This window comes from Achromobacter sp. AONIH1, from assembly GCF_002902905.1.
In the GTDB taxonomy this organism is placed as follows: domain Bacteria; phylum Pseudomonadota; class Gammaproteobacteria; order Burkholderiales; family Burkholderiaceae_B; genus Achromobacter.
The window spans coordinates 3938575-3952519 of the sequence record NZ_CP026124.1 but is presented as its reverse complement, the minus strand read 5'-3'; the positions used below and the strand labels follow the sequence as shown (position 1 = coordinate 3952519).

The window sequence follows — 13945 nt, the reverse complement described above, 5'->3', positions numbered from 1 at the left end:
ATGGCGACTTCAAAACCTTCCACCATGCCGGCGCGCGGCACGCTTCCCACCCGCTCCGGCGGCCTGGGCCGCATCCTCCGTCCCGTGCTCGCGGTCCTGGTCCTGCTGCTGGTCGCGGCGGCCAGCGCTGGCGCGACCTGGTTCATCACGCAACGCACGCAGCCGCCGCCCAATGGCGCCAACGTGTCGCTCGCCGTCGGCCAGAATCCGGGCCAGGTTGGCGCACCCGGCACGCCGGGCGCGCCTGGCGCGCCGGGCCAGACCCCGCAGCCGACCACCTTCGTCGCCCCGCCGACCACGCCAGTCGCCGTGCCCGCGCCGATCTTCGTGCCCATCGAGGCGTTCACGGTCACGCTGCAGAACGCCGATACCGAGCGCATCATGCACGTGGGCCTGACGCTGCGCGTCAACGACGAGCAGACCCGCACCCGCCTGGAAAAGTACATGCCCGAGGTCCGCAGCCGCATCCTCATGGTGCTGTCGTCGCAGTCGCCGACCGCCGTGCAGACCTCGCAAGGCAAGACCGACATGGCCAACGCGATCAAGCAGGCCGTCAACCGTCCGTTCTCGCCGCTGCCTGACGGCCAGTACGTCACCGACGTGCTGTTCACGGCGTTCGTGGTGCAATAAGCATGGCCTACGAGGCGTTTCTTTCGCAGGACGAAGTCGATGCGCTGCTGGCCGGCGTAACCGGCGAGAGCGACAGCAAAAAGGAAACCGCGGGCGCCAGCGACGGCGCTCGGGCCTACGACCTGAGTTCCCCGGACCGGGTCGTGCGTCGTCGCATGCAGACGCTGGAGCTGATCAACGAGCGTTTCGCTCGCCAGATGCGCCATGTGCTGCTGAACTTCATGCGTCGCAGCGCGGACATCACCGTCGGCTCGATCAAGATCCAGAAGTACGCGGACTTCGAGCGCAACCTGCCCGTGCCCAGCAATCTGAACATGATTCAGATGAAGCCGCTGCGTGGCACCGCGCTCTTCACCTATGACCCGAACCTGGTGTTCCTGGTCATCGACAGCCTGTTCGGCGGCGATGGCCGCTACCACACGCGCGTCGAGGGCCGTGACTTCACCACCACCGAACAGCGCATCATCCAGCGCCTGCTCAACCTGACGCTGGAAAGCTACGGCAAGTCCTGGGATCCGGTCTATCCGATCGAATTCGAGTACGTGCGCTCGGAGATGCACACCAAGTTCGCCAGCATCACCGGCAGCAACGAAGTCGTGGTCGTGAGCTCGTTCCATATCGAGTTCGGCGCCACCGGCGGCGATCTGAACATCTGCCTGCCCTATTCCATGATCGAGCCGGTGCGCGACCTGTTGACGCGCCCGCTGCAGGAGACCGCGCTGGAGGAAGTGGACCAGCGCTGGGCCCAGCAGCTGTCGCGCCAGGTGCGCAGCGCCGACATCGACGTGGTTGCCGAATTCGCCCGCATTCCGTCCAGCATCCGCGAGCTGATGCGCCTGAAGGTGGGCGACGTGCTTCCGGTGGATGTGCCCCAGACCATCATCGCCAGCGTCGACGGCGTGCCGCTGATGGAATGCGGCTACGGCGTCTTCAACGGCCAGTACGCCCTGCGCGTGCACAACATGTTTACTCACGATTCCGATTCAAACGAGGCCCCCGACCATGACTGACAAGAACGAGCCCGGCACTGGCTCGTCCCCGGCCGACGACTGGGCCGACGCGCTCGCCGAACAATCCCGCGCCAATCCGCCCACCCAGGCCGACGGCCTGAAGCCGCAGGAACCGCAGGACGATTGGGCCGCCGCCATGGCCGAACAGACCGCCGCGGCGCCCGCCGCCGCTGCCGCCCCGGCGCCGGCGCCAGCCCCCGCTCCGTCCCAGCCCGCCCCGCAGCCGGCCGCCCAATCGGTGTTCAAGCCGCTGTCCGGCACCACCACGGGCGCGGGCACCGACATCGACCTGATCATGGACGTGCCCGTCCAGCTCACCGTCGAACTGGGACGCACCCGACTGACCATCAAGAACCTGCTGCAGCTGGGCCAGGGCTCGGTGGTGGAACTCGACGGCCTGGCCGGCGAGCCCATGGACATCTTCGTCAACGGCTATCTGATCGCCCAGGGCGAAGTCGTGGTGGTGGAAGACAAGTACGGCATCCGCCTGACCGACATCATCACGCCGTCCGAGCGCATCAACCGCCTGAACAACCGCCGTTGACCAGCGGGCAGGCCATCATGACCGAATCCGCCCTGCTGCGCGTCATCATCGGCCTGGTGCTGGTGGTGGCGGCCATCCTGGCCTCGGCCTGGCTGGCCCGGCGCGCCGGGCTGGTGCAGCGCGGCGGCGGCAACCTGCTCAAGCAGGTCGCCGCCCTGCCGCTGGGCGCCCGCCAGAGCGTCGTGGTCATCGAAGTGGACAAGACCTGGCTGGTGGTGGGCGTGAGCCCGAACCAGCTCACCACCCTGCACACCATGCCTGCCGGCGAGCTGCCCGAAGGCGCTTCCCTGCCCGCCTCGGCCTTCGCGGCCAAGCTGGGCCAGGCGCTCAAGCGCCGCTAGCCCGCGACCCTCATGAATTTCCTCAGACGCATGACCTCCTCCCGCGCCGGGCGCGGCATGCTGCCCATGCTCGGCGCCGCGGCGCTGCTGGGGCTGGCGCTGTTCCCGGCCGGCGTCGTGGCCCAGGCCACCCTGCCCGCCCTGACCGCCACGCCAGGCCCGAACGGCTCCGAGACGTACTCGCTCAGCATGCAGACCATGCTGCTGATGACCTCGTTGTCGTTCCTGCCGGCGGCGCTGCTGATGATGACGGGCTTCACCCGCATCATCATCGTGCTGGGCCTGCTGCGCAGCGCCATGGGCACGGCGATGTCGCCGCCCAACCACGTGCTGATCGGGCTGGCGCTGTTCCTGACCTTCTACACCATGTCGCCGGTGTTCGACAAAATCTACGCCGACGCCTACAAGCCGCTGTCCGAGGGCTCGATCCAGTTCGAGACCGCCGTGGAGCGCGCCGCCGGACCGCTGCGCACCTTCATGCTGCACCAGACCCGCGAGAACGACCTGGCGCTGTTCGCCAACCTGGCCAAGCAGCCCGCGCTGGAGGATCCCTCGCAGGTGCCGTTGAAGATCCTAGTGCCGGCCTTCATCACCAGCGAACTCAAGACCGCGTTCCAGATCGGCTTCACCATCTTCATTCCCTTCCTCATCATCGACCTGGTCGTGGCCAGCGTGCTGATGGCGCTGGGCATGATGATGGTGCCGCCGGTGACGGTGTCGCTGCCGTTCAAGCTGATGCTGTTCGTGCTGGCCGACGGCTGGCACCTGCTCATGGGCTCGCTGGCCCAGAGCTTCTACCAATAAGCCCGGAGGACCGCCATGACCGCTGAAACCGTCATGACCATGACCTACCAGGCGATGAAGATCGCGTTGGCGATGGCCGGCCCGCTGCTGCTCGTCACGCTGGTCGTGGGCCTGGTCATCAGCATTTTCCAGGCCGCCACGCAGATCAACGAGATGACGCTGTCCTTCATCCCCAAGCTGCTGGCCATGTGCGGCGTGCTGGTGCTGCTGGGTCCGTGGCTGATCGGCCTCATGGTGGACTACATCCGCCAGCTCATCGGGCAGATCCCCGGCCTGGTGTCCTGACCGGCGCGGCCGCCGGCGCACCCATGATCGCGTTCACACTCGAACAGCTCAACGGCTGGATCGGCCAGTTCATCTGGCCGTTCGTGCGCATCCTGGCGCTGGTGGCCACCGCGCCGCTGTTCGCCGAATCCGCAGTGCCGGTGAAGGTCAAGGTCGGCTTGTCCTTCGTGCTGGCGGCCGCCATCGGCCCGACGCTGGACCCCATGCCGCCCGTGGCTCCCGGCTCCTACGCCGGACTCTGGATGGTGATGCAGCAGGTGCTGACCGGCATCGCGCTGGGCTTCACCATGCGCATCGTGTTCGCCTCCGTGCAGACGGCCGGCGAGTTCATCGGCCTGCAGATGGGTCTGTCCTTCGCGTCTTTCTTCGATCCCGGCACCGGCGCCAATACGGCGGTGCTGTCGCGCATGCTCAACGTCATCGCCATGCTGACCTTCCTGGCGCTTGACGGACACCTGCTGGTGCTGGCGGCGCTGGTGCGCTCCTTCGACACCCTGCCCATCGCGCAGATCCAGCTACACCAGAACGGCTGGGGCGTGGTGGTCGAATGGGGCAAGACCATCTTCGTGTCCGGCCTGCTGCTGGCGCTGCCGCTGATCTGCGCGCTGCTGACCATCAACCTGGCCATGGGCATCCTCAACCGCGCCGCGCAGCAGCTGTCGGTGTTCTCGGTGGGTTTTCCCGTGACCCTGATCGTGGGCGTCACCGTGCTCACCGTGGTGCTGCCCCATGCAGGGCCCTTCCTGGAATCGCTGTTCGAATCCGGCCTCTCGGCCATGAGCCGAGTGGTAGACGGATTAGCCGGAGGCTAATCCGGAGTGGAGCCCCCCCGGAGCGCTTGCGCGCTTCCCCCCAGGGGGCGCCGCTACGGACCGGCGGAGCCGGATCCGTGCGGCCCCGGTCTTGGAAGACTGAGGCAGATTGCGAGACTGCCCGTCATGGCCGCCCCTTCCAAGCCGGCACGGCCAAGCCATCCCCTCAAGGCTGGCCGGTCAGGCGGAAGACGCGGATCGTTTCGCGCAGCGAGCCAGACTGTTCGCCCAGCTGCATGACCGCACCACCCAGCTCCTGCACCAGCGAGGTGTTCTGCACCGTCATGACATCCATCTGCGACACGGCCGTGTCGACCTGTTCGATGCCGCTGGACTGTTCCTGTGAGGCCTGCGAGATCTCGCCGATGATGTCCGTGACCCGGCGCACCGCCGTCACGATCTCCTCCATCGTCGCGCCCGCCTGCTCGGCCTGGGCCGAACCCTCGTTGACACGGTCGACGGAGTCCTCGATCAAGCCCTTGATCTCCTTGGCCGCCTGCGCGCTCTTCTGCGCCAGATTGCGCACTTCGCCGGCCACGACCGCGAAGCCCTTGCCGGATTCGCCGGCGCGCGCCGCCTCGACCGCCGCGTTCAGCGCCAGGATGTTGGTCTGGAACGCAATGCCGTCGATCACCGACACGATCTCCGATATCTTGCGCGAGCTGGCCGAAATGCCCTGCATCGTCGTCACCACTTCCGACACCGCCGAACCGCCGCGCTCGGCCACGTCCGACGCGCTGGCCGCCAGCTGATTGGCCTGACGTGCGTTGTCCGCGTTCTGCTTGACGGTCGAGGCCAGCTGCTCCATCGAAGCCGCGGTCTCTTCCAGCGAGGCCGCCTGCTCCTCGGTGCGGCTGGACAGGTCTGTGTTGCCCGCCGAGATCTCGCGCGAGCCGACCGTGATCTCGTCCACGCCCCGGCGCACCGTCGACACCGTGCGCGTAAGACTTTCCTGCATGCGCTTGAGCGCCGCGAACAGTTGCCCGATTTCGTTGTGCGAACGGACTTCCACGCGGCTGGTCAGGTCGCCGGCGGCGATCTTGTCGAAATGCTGGCCGGCCTCGACCAACGGACGCACCACCAGGCGCCCGAACAGCACGCGGGCCAGCACCATCAGTATCAACGCCAGCGCCACGGCCACGCCCACCGCGATCATCGCGCGGTTGAAGTTGGCGTCGGCCTGTTCGATCGTGGCCTGCTGCTGGTCGCCGATGTACTTGCTGAACTCGCCGATGGCCTCGATGAACGCGGCGCTGCGAGGCGTGCCGTACTCATTGTTGACCATGTAGAAAGTGGAGTAATCCTCGCTGCGCAACGCTTCCACCATGGTGTCGACGCCGTCGTCGATATACGAGCGGTAGCGGCGCACCAGGTTCATCGACAGCTGGCGACCGGTATCGTCCTGCAGCATGTTCTTCTGGAAATCGGCGAAGCGGGCCCGCACGCCGGTCAGCAGATCGGTCGCGCCCTTGAGGGCCGTCGCCGCGTCGCGAGCCGAATTCTCGCCGCTGCCCCAGCCCGATTCCTGCAAGTGGCGCGCCGCCACCATCAGGTTGACGCGGGCGCGCAGCATGTCGCTGTTGATCACGTCGACCTGCTTGGAGCGATCGGTCAGCGCATTCACTTCGCGGATGGATTCAAAGTTGTGCTGCAGGAAAAATGCCGCCAGGCCGCCAACGGCCGCGATCAGCACGGCGAAGAACGCCATCACCCACAGCAGCATCGTGCCGACGCGTGCGTCGCGCAGGCGCAGCTTGCGCTTGACCTTGGGCGCGCGCCCGGCTTTCTTCTTACCGACCTTGCCGGGCTTCGCACCAGATTCGAGACTCGCTTCCATCTTCCTCCCCATCCTTCAGGAACAACTCAGACCAAAAAAACGCCCGGCCCGCGACGGACAAGCCGTCGGGCCGGAACGACGCGCGCCCCGGTCTGGCCGGGGCGTCATCCGTGGAATGTCAGGACTTGGCGGCCCCGCTCTTGCGCACGGGCTCGGGCGGCGCCGAGGGCACCGGTATCGAGATCGTTTGCTCCTCGGGCGGCGGCGCGGGGGGAGCCGGCTCCGGATTGTCTTCCGGAGGCGGCGCCGGTCCCAGCAACTTCTGACGCTCCCAAGGTTCCAGCAGAATATTGGTGCTGTCCACGAGGCGCAGCAGGCGGCCATCAGGGCCGAACTGCAACAGCGCTTCCTTGCGGCTGTAGAAGCCGTCCGGGACAAAGGTGATCTTGAAGGACCAGAGCGCCAGGAAGGTGCCGTCGGTCTGTTTGTAGTACTTGTCGGGCGGCGCGGTGAGCGCGCGCGAGGCCTCTTCCAGCGTGGTCTTCCCCGGCGTCAGGGTCGAGAGTTTGCCCGGGTCGAAGTTGTGTCCCGTCGCCGAACAACCGGCCAGCAGCGCCGCCAGCGCGGCGCTTGCCAGAAGATGAATATAGCCTCGCATACCTACCCATTTGCCGGATCGACCGGCGTCAGAAAGATTCCCAATCGTCGTCCGGCTGCGTCTGTCGACGAGGCGCCGATGCAGGCGCCGGGCGCAGTTTCTCGTCCGTGGATGCGGGCGACGTCGCCGTGCGGCGCGCGGGACGCGCCGCCGTGGCGCCCTCGGCCGCCGGCTTGGCGCGCGGCGCCGCGTGCGCGAGCCTCGCGGCGGGCCGGGCCGGTGCGCGGACCGGCGCCTGCTCGGCGGCGGTTTCCTGCACGGGCGGCGCGATGGCGGACTCTTCCTTCGGCTGCGCCGGAGCCGCCGCCGGACGAGCGGCCACGCGCGGCGCGCTGCGCTGTTGCGCCAACTGGCGCGCCGGTACCTCGATGACTTCGCCGGCGTTGATCTTGAACACCGCCACCGCCTCGGCCAGGCGCTGCGCCTGTTCCTCCAGCGAGCCCGCGGCGGCAGCCGCCTCTTCCACCAGCGCCGCGTTCTGCTGCGTCACTTCGTCCATCTGCGACACCGCGCGATTGACCTGATCGATGCCGCTGGACTGCTCTTCCGACGCCGCCGAGATCTCGCCCATGATGTCCGTCACGCGCTTGACCGACGCCACGATCTCCTGCATCGTCGCGCCCGCTCGCTCCACCTGCTGCGAGCCCGCGCCGACCTTGCCGACCGAATCCTCGATCAGGCCCTTGATCTCCTTGGCCGCCTGCGCGCTGCGCTGCGCCAGCGAACGCACTTCGCCCGCCACCACCGCGAAGCCCTTGCCCTGCTCGCCCGCCCGCGCCGCTTCCACCGCCGCGTTCAGCGCCAGGATGTTGGTCTGGAACGCAATACCATCGATCACCGACACGATCTCGGAAATCTTGCGCGAGCTGGCCGAAATCGCCTGCATCGTCGTCACCACTTCCGACACCGCCGAACCGCCGCGCTCGGCCACGTCCGACGCGCTGGCCGCCAGCTGATTGGCCTGGCGCGCGTTGTCCGCGTTCTGCTTGACGGTCGAGGCCAGCTGCTCCATCGAGGCCGCGGTCTCTTCCAGCGAGGCCGCCTGCTCTTCGGTGCGGCTGGACAGGTCCGTGTTGCCCGCCGAGATCTCGCGCGAACCCACGTTGATCTCGTCCACGCCGCGACGCACCGCCGACACCGTGCGCGTCAGGCTCTCCTGCATGCGCTTGACCGCCGCGAACAGCTGGCCGATCTCGTTCGTGGAGTTGACCTCCACGCGGGTGGTCAGGTCACCGGCGGCGATCTTGTCGAAGCTTTCGCCGACCGAGCGCAACGGCCGCAGGATGACGCGGTTCATGAACAGGAACGCGCCCAGCGACACGGCGATGAGCAGCAGCGCCAGCGCGGCATAGACCACGCCCATGGTCGCGGTGCGGCTTTGCGCCGAGGCGACCAGATCGTTGCTGTATTCGGTGATGTTCTTGCTGAACTCGTTCAGGCTCTTGGAAAAGGCGCCGCTGGCCGCGGCCGTCTTGCTGTTCTTCAGCTTCAGATACTCGGCCGCGTCGCCCTTGTTCAGCGCCGCCATCATCGCTTCCAGCGATTCGGCGAAATTGCCGAAGGTCGAAATCAATTCGCCCTCGGACTTCTTGGCCAGCTCGGTCAGCTTCGGAATATTCTTGAATGCGTCGATCTTCTTCTTCGCGTCGGCCATCAGTTCCTGCACGATGCGGGAGTTCTCGGCGGCGCCCGCCGCGTCGCCGCTGGCGCGCTGGGCGGCGGCGATGTCGGCGCGGATGGTCGCGCGCAGCATCTGCGTATATACGTCCTTGATGATGCTGCTCTGCTGGACGCTCAGACGATCCAGGTCATTGATGGCTTCGGCGCTGGACTGCATGCTGCTCCACCCCAGCACGATCGCCACCAGCGCTGCTGCGACGACGGCCAGCTGGGCCAGCATCAAGCCGGTGCGCACTTTCAGATTGCTAAGCATTTCTTTGATTCCAGTAATCGCGCTGGCGGCCCGCTGTGACCACCAAGACGTAAAAGGGATTTGTTCTACTGCTTATTCAATGCCAGGACGCGGAACGCTCGTCAGAAAGACTCCCAATCATCGTCCGCCGGCGGCGCGCGGCGGCTGGCGGACGGCGCGGCGGGCGTCACCGGCGTCACGTCGGTCGCCTCGGCCTTGCGGGCGGCCGGACGGCGCAAGGGCCTCACGGTCGAAGCGGCCTCGGCGGCCGGCTTGACCCGGGCGGTCTGCGTCACGCGCGGCGCCGGCTTGGGCGGTTCCGCCGGCGGCTGCGGCGGTTCGATCGCCGGCTCCCTGGCTTCCTTCGGCGCCACCGGCGCCGCTGCCGCCGCGGCGACGCGCGGCGCGCGGCGCTGTTGCGCCAGCTGCTGGGCCGGCACGTCGATGACCTCGCCGGCGTTGATCTTGAACACCGCCACCGCCTCGGCCAGGCGCTGCGCCTGTTCCTGCAGCGAGCCCGCGGCAGCCGCGGCCTCTTCCACCAGCGCCGCGTTCTGCTGCGTCACCTCGTCCATCTGCGACACCGCGCGATTGACCTGATCGATGCCGCTGGACTGCTCTTCCGACGCCGCCGAGATCTCGCCCATGATGTCCGTCACGCGCTTGACCGACGCCACAATCTCCTGCATCGTCGCGCCCGCGCGCTCCACCTGCTGCGAACCGGCGCCGACCTTGCCGACCGAATCCTCGATCAGGCCCTTGATCTCCTTGGCCGCCTGCGCGCTGCGCTGCGCCAGCGAGCGCACTTCGCCCGCCACCACCGCGAAGCCCTTGCCTTGCTCGCCCGCCCGCGCCGCTTCCACCGCCGCGTTCAGCGCCAGGATGTTGGTCTGGAACGCAATACCATCGATCACCGACACGATCTCGGAAATCTTGCGCGAGCTGGCCGAGATCGCCTGCATCGTCGTCACCACTTCCGACACCGCCGAACCGCCGCGTTCGGCCACGTCCGACGCGCTGGCCGCCAGCTGATTGGCCTGACGTGCGTTGTCCGCGTTCTGCTTGACGGTCGAGGCCAACTGCTCCATCGAGGCCGCCGTCTCTTCCAGAGAGGCCGCCTGCTGCTCGGTGCGGCTGGACAGGTCCGTGTTGCCCGCCGAGATCTCGCGCGAACCCACGTTGATCTCGTCCACGCCGCGACGCACCGCCGACACCGTGCGCGTCAGGCTCTCCTGCATGCGCTTGATCGCGGCGAACAGCGAGCCAATCTCATTGGTGCTGCGCACCTCGACGCGGCCGGTGAAATCGCCGCCGGCGATCTTGTCGAAATGGCCGCCCGCCTCATGCAGCGGACGCAGCACCGTGCGGTTGATGAACACCCAGCAACCCAGCGCCAGGATCACCGCGATCGCCAACATGGCGATGGTGACCATGCGGGCGGTGTTGTGGTCGCTCTCGGCGCGCGCTGCCAGCGCGTCGGTATGCGCGTCGACGAACGCCAGATAGCCGTCGATCGCTTCGCGGAACTTGCTGTTGGCGGCGCTGGCCGTATCGTTCAGGTCGAGATAATCCTGGATCGCCATGCTGGTCAGCGCGGCGGCCTGGCGCTTGATCACGCCGTCGAATTCCTTGAAGGCGCTCTCCAGCGCCGCGGCCTGCGCTTCCGAACCCGCCAGGCGCGGCACCTTGCGGAAAGTGTCCAGCATCTTGTAGCCGTCCTGCATCAGGCCTTCCGAACGCTTGGCCTGAGCGCCAGCCTGCTCGGTCTTGCCCTGCTGCATGTCCATCAGCGATGTGCTCAGCACCAGCCGCGCGCGCAGGAAAACACTATAGGCGCGGCTCAGCTGCGAGGCCTGATCGCCATAGGCCTTGTTGATCTGCTCCAGCTTTTCGTTGCTGGAATTCAACCCCATCCAGGCCACGCCGTTGGAGATGAACATGGCGCCGGTGAACAACACGAGCACCAGGACGATACATGTGCGGACTTTCAAATTGACAAGCATGGAACTTCCGAACGTTAGGCAACGTGAAACTGCGATTTCTCCCGCCGCACGCAGACACGGACGCCCCGGCGTGGCGCCGGCAGCGTCCGTCTGGGCCCTTCGGGCCGCCGGGCACCTGGACCCGACGAGTACTGCACATTACTTGCGGCTGAACAGACTCGATCCCTGGATCGTCATGAATGCCGCCGACGCGGCCTGCAGCGCCACCTGGCGGAAGGCCAACTGGCTGGCGCCCGAGTAGTAGTCCAGGTTTTCCAGGTCGGACAGGGACTTGGTATAGGAAAGACCCTTCTGCGAACCGGTAGCGTCCAGCGCCTCCAGCTCGTTCATGCGCGCGCCAACCGAGGCCGCCACCGTCAGGACGTTGTCGTAGTTGGTGGACAGCTTCTTGTTGGCGGTGGCCAGGTCATTGGCCAGCTTGGCCAAGGCCTTCTCGTCGCCGGCGATCGGCGAATCCAGCGTCTTGATCAGGTTGTCCAATGTGTTGAACACATCGACGTTGGCCGACTGGATGTTCTCGACATTGATGATGTCGCCGTTCTGCGGCTTGCCCTTGATGACGACGGACACGCCGCCGAAATCGATCGCCGCGCCATCCGTATAAGCGGTGGGGGACGCCGGCGGCGCCGGATTGATGACAGGCGGTGTGGCACCGGACGGATCGGTCGTCGTGACGCGATAGCCAATAGCGCCCGTCGTCGGATCCGCTTCGAATGCCACGCTGAAGTTCTTGCCTACGTTGGCGCCACCCGGCGTGATGGACGCCGTGCCGAACTGGGCCGTGCCGGTATTGCCGGGTGAGGCCGAGCTGACGTAACCCTGCGCGCCGGGGTTCGCCCGGCTGAAGATATCCTTGCCCAGGTCGCTGGTGGACATCTGGCGCGATTGGTCAACCTGGATGGTGCGTTCGCCCGTGGCGCCGCTGTACACGACCTGGCCGGCCGCGTTCTGTACGTAGGGCGCCGCACTGCCCTGATAACCCGAGAACATGTACTGACCGTTGCCGTCTGTGCTATTGGCCAGCCCGAGCAACGCCTCGCGAGCGCTCTTGAGCGCGGTGGACAAGGCCTGGCGGTCGCTGTCGGACATGGTGCCGTTGCCGGCCTGCACCACGCGGGTGCGCACCGACTCCAGCGCCGTGGTGACCGAATCCAGAACGTTGTTCTCCTGACCCAGGTTGGTCTTGGCCGTGTTGCGGTTGAGCTGGTAAGTGGCGTTCATGCTCTGCGTCTGCGCCACGTTGATCGACAACGCGGCCGCCAGAGGATCGTCCGCCGGGGTCAGGAACTTGCGACCGCTGCCGATCTGCTCGACCAGGCGGTTCATGTCCGTTTCCTGAGAGAGAACGCCCTTCAGGCCGTTCGCGTACATCATGGAGGTGCTCAGGCGCATGGTGAAGCTCCGAATATCTTTATCTATTGCTTATCGTGTGGCGGGCATCGGCCTCGCTCAGCCCCGCAGGCCCAGCAGCGTATCGAACATGGTGCTGGCCACGTTGATGATGCGAGCGCTGGCCTGATACTGTTCCTGGTACTGCGACAGGCTGACGTACTCCTCGTTCAGGTTCACGCCCGAGACGTTCTGCTGCGCGGCCTTTTTCTGCGTGATCAGGTTGGCCTGCGCGGTGGCGGCCGACTTGATCTGCTGCGTCTGCACACCAACGGTGTTGACCACCTGCGAGAACATTTCGTTGATGCTGGTGGTGTTGCCACCCAGGACCTTGGCGGTCTGCAGCTGCGCCAGCTTCAGGCCGTTCTTGCCATTGGCGTTGCCTCCCGTGGCGTCGGCCAGGGCGATCTTGTTGGGATCGGTGATCACGACATTGAGGTCGCGCGCCGCGTCGCGTGTCGGCGACAGCGACCACTTGTCGCCGGCCTGCGGCGGCGCGGAGATCGTCAGGCGCACGCCCGCCTCGGCGTCCAGGTCCAGCGTGGCGGTCGGCGGCGTGCCGGTGGCCGGGCCGTTGTAGACCTGCGTGCCCTCGGGCATGCGCGTCACCATGTAGTTGGTGCCGTCGAAGGTAATGTCGTAGTCCTTGGCATTGATGTTGCCCACCGTGCCGAAGGTGCCCGAAATCTGGGCGTTGCTCTTGTTCTGCGCATTCGGCACGCCTTGGGGCTGGCCGATGCTGAAGTAGTCGCCACCGGGGTTGCCGTTCTGGTCCAGGCCCAGCTTGTGCTGCGCATTGAACGACAGCGCCAGGCCCACGGCCATCTGGCCAAGCTGGCTCTGCGTCACGTCCAGCGAGTTGGCGCGGAACTGCAGCAGGCCACCGAGCTTGCCGCCGGTGACTTCGGTGTCGCCCAGCTCGACCGTGACGGTCTTGCCGCCGGCACCGGCCGGCAGCGTATAAGCCACCACCGTGCGGCTGATGTCCTTGGACGAGGGCACGGCCTGCAGCGGGTAGATAGTCTGGCCCGACAGCAGCGCCTGGCCGCCGGAAGCCAGCGAGATATTGAGCTTGTCGCCCTGCTCGTAGGTGGTGATGCCCACCAATTGGTTCAATTCGGAAACGGCCTGGTCGCGCTGGTCCATCAGGTCGTTGGGCGGCTGGCCGCCGGCCTTGGCGCGGGCAGCCGAAATCTGCTCGTTCAGGTCATTGATGCGGGCCAGGTAGCTGTTGGTCTGTTCGACCACGGTGCCAACCTGGGTGTTCAGGCCCAGGCGCTGGTTCTGCATTTCCTGGTAGGCCGAACGGATCTGGGTCGCCAGGCTGTTGGACTTGCCCAGCATGTCCGAGCGCGCGGCCGGGTCGGCGGGCGCATTGGCGGCCGTGTTCACGCCGGTGAAGAAGCCCGAAAGCGCCGGCGCGATGCCGACGGTGCGGTCCGCGAACAGGTTGTTGACCTGCGAAATCTGATCGAACTGCGTCTGCAACTGGGCGCCGCTGCCCTGCGCGCCGACCAGCTGCTTGTACAGGAAGCTGTCGTAGCTGCGCACGACGGTGTCCACCTGGACGCCGCGCCCGATGAAGCCGTTGCTGGTGGCCTGGGCGCCGGCGGTCGAGGTCATGACGCGCTGGCGGTTGTAGCCGACCGTGGTGGAGTTGTTGATATTGTGGCTGGTCGTGGCGATGCCCGCCTGCGCAGCGTTCAGACCGCCCAACGCCAATTTATACAGATTCATGCTGACATCGCCCCGTTTGTAACCGCTGCTGAAGGTGTGGATA

Annotated in this window: 13 protein-coding genes; 7 read left to right on the top strand and 6 right to left on the bottom strand. The window is 66.5% G+C overall.

Going from position 1 to position 13945, the window contains the following annotated elements; translation table 11 throughout:
• Genes fliL through fliR form a run of 7 tightly spaced genes read left to right on the top strand, consistent with a single transcriptional unit; the run spans position 1 to position 4426 of the window.
• A complete protein-coding gene (gene fliL, locus C2U31_RS18140; RefSeq protein WP_103274039.1) occupies positions 1-630 on the top strand; it encodes a flagellar basal body-associated protein FliL in 630 nt (209 codons plus the stop codon).
• Positions 631-632: 2 nt separating this feature from the next.
• On the top strand, positions 633-1640 hold the full coding sequence (gene fliM, locus C2U31_RS18135) for a flagellar motor switch protein FliM (RefSeq protein ID WP_103274038.1): 1008 nt from the start codon (positions 633-635) through the stop codon (positions 1638-1640).
• Positions 1633-2184 carry a flagellar motor switch protein FliN gene (gene fliN / locus C2U31_RS18130; RefSeq protein ID WP_103274037.1) on the top strand — a complete coding sequence of 184 codons (552 nt, stop codon included), beginning with the start codon at positions 1633-1635 and terminating at the stop codon, positions 2182-2184. Before fliM ends, fliN begins: the two co-directional genes overlap by 8 nt.
• Positions 2185-2201: 17 nt before the next feature.
• Positions 2202-2525, top strand: coding sequence for a flagellar biosynthetic protein FliO (fliO, locus tag C2U31_RS18125; RefSeq protein WP_103276438.1), 324 nt, complete (start codon positions 2202-2204; stop codon positions 2523-2525).
• Positions 2526-2582: 57 nt separating this feature from the next.
• Entirely contained in the window at positions 2583-3329 is a 747-nt protein-coding gene (gene fliP, locus C2U31_RS18120; RefSeq protein WP_199771043.1) for a flagellar type III secretion system pore protein FliP, read from the top strand.
• A gap of 15 nt (positions 3330-3344) precedes the next feature.
• Positions 3345-3614 carry a flagellar biosynthesis protein FliQ gene (fliQ, locus tag C2U31_RS18115; RefSeq protein WP_103274036.1) on the top strand — a complete coding sequence of 90 codons (270 nt, stop codon included), beginning with the start codon at positions 3345-3347 and terminating at the stop codon, positions 3612-3614.
• A gap of 23 nt (positions 3615-3637) precedes the next feature.
• Positions 3638-4426: a flagellar biosynthetic protein FliR gene (gene fliR, locus C2U31_RS18110; protein WP_103274035.1), complete on the top strand. Its 789-nt coding sequence runs from the start codon at positions 3638-3640 to the stop codon at positions 4424-4426.
• A gap of 166 nt (positions 4427-4592) precedes the next feature.
• Here fliR and C2U31_RS18105 read toward each other — a convergent pair whose 3' ends face one another.
• From C2U31_RS18105 to flgK, 6 genes are all read right to left on the bottom strand, one after another.
• Complete coding sequence (locus C2U31_RS18105) at positions 4593-6263, bottom strand: methyl-accepting chemotaxis protein (RefSeq protein WP_103274034.1); 1671 nt, start codon at positions 6261-6263, stop codon at positions 4593-4595.
• Between the two features lie 118 nt (positions 6264-6381).
• Complete coding sequence (locus tag C2U31_RS18100) at positions 6382-6861, bottom strand: hypothetical protein (RefSeq protein WP_103274033.1); 480 nt, start codon at positions 6859-6861, stop codon at positions 6382-6384.
• A gap of 28 nt (positions 6862-6889) precedes the next feature.
• On the bottom strand, positions 6890-8794 hold the full coding sequence (locus C2U31_RS18095; protein WP_103274032.1) for a methyl-accepting chemotaxis protein: 1905 nt from the start codon (positions 8792-8794) through the stop codon (positions 6890-6892).
• Between the two features lie 101 nt (positions 8795-8895).
• Entirely contained in the window at positions 8896-10776 is a 1881-nt protein-coding gene (locus C2U31_RS18090) for a methyl-accepting chemotaxis protein (RefSeq protein WP_103274031.1), read from the bottom strand.
• A 138-nt stretch (positions 10777-10914) separates the two neighbouring features.
• Positions 10915-12168, bottom strand: a complete 1254-nt coding sequence (gene flgL, locus C2U31_RS18085; RefSeq protein ID WP_103274030.1) for a flagellar hook-associated protein FlgL — start codon at positions 12166-12168, stop codon at positions 10915-10917.
• A 57-nt stretch (positions 12169-12225) separates the two neighbouring features.
• A complete protein-coding gene (gene flgK / locus C2U31_RS18080) occupies positions 12226-13902 on the bottom strand; it encodes a flagellar hook-associated protein FlgK (RefSeq protein ID WP_103274029.1) in 1677 nt (558 codons plus the stop codon).
• Between the last annotated feature and the right edge of the window lie 43 nt (positions 13903-13945).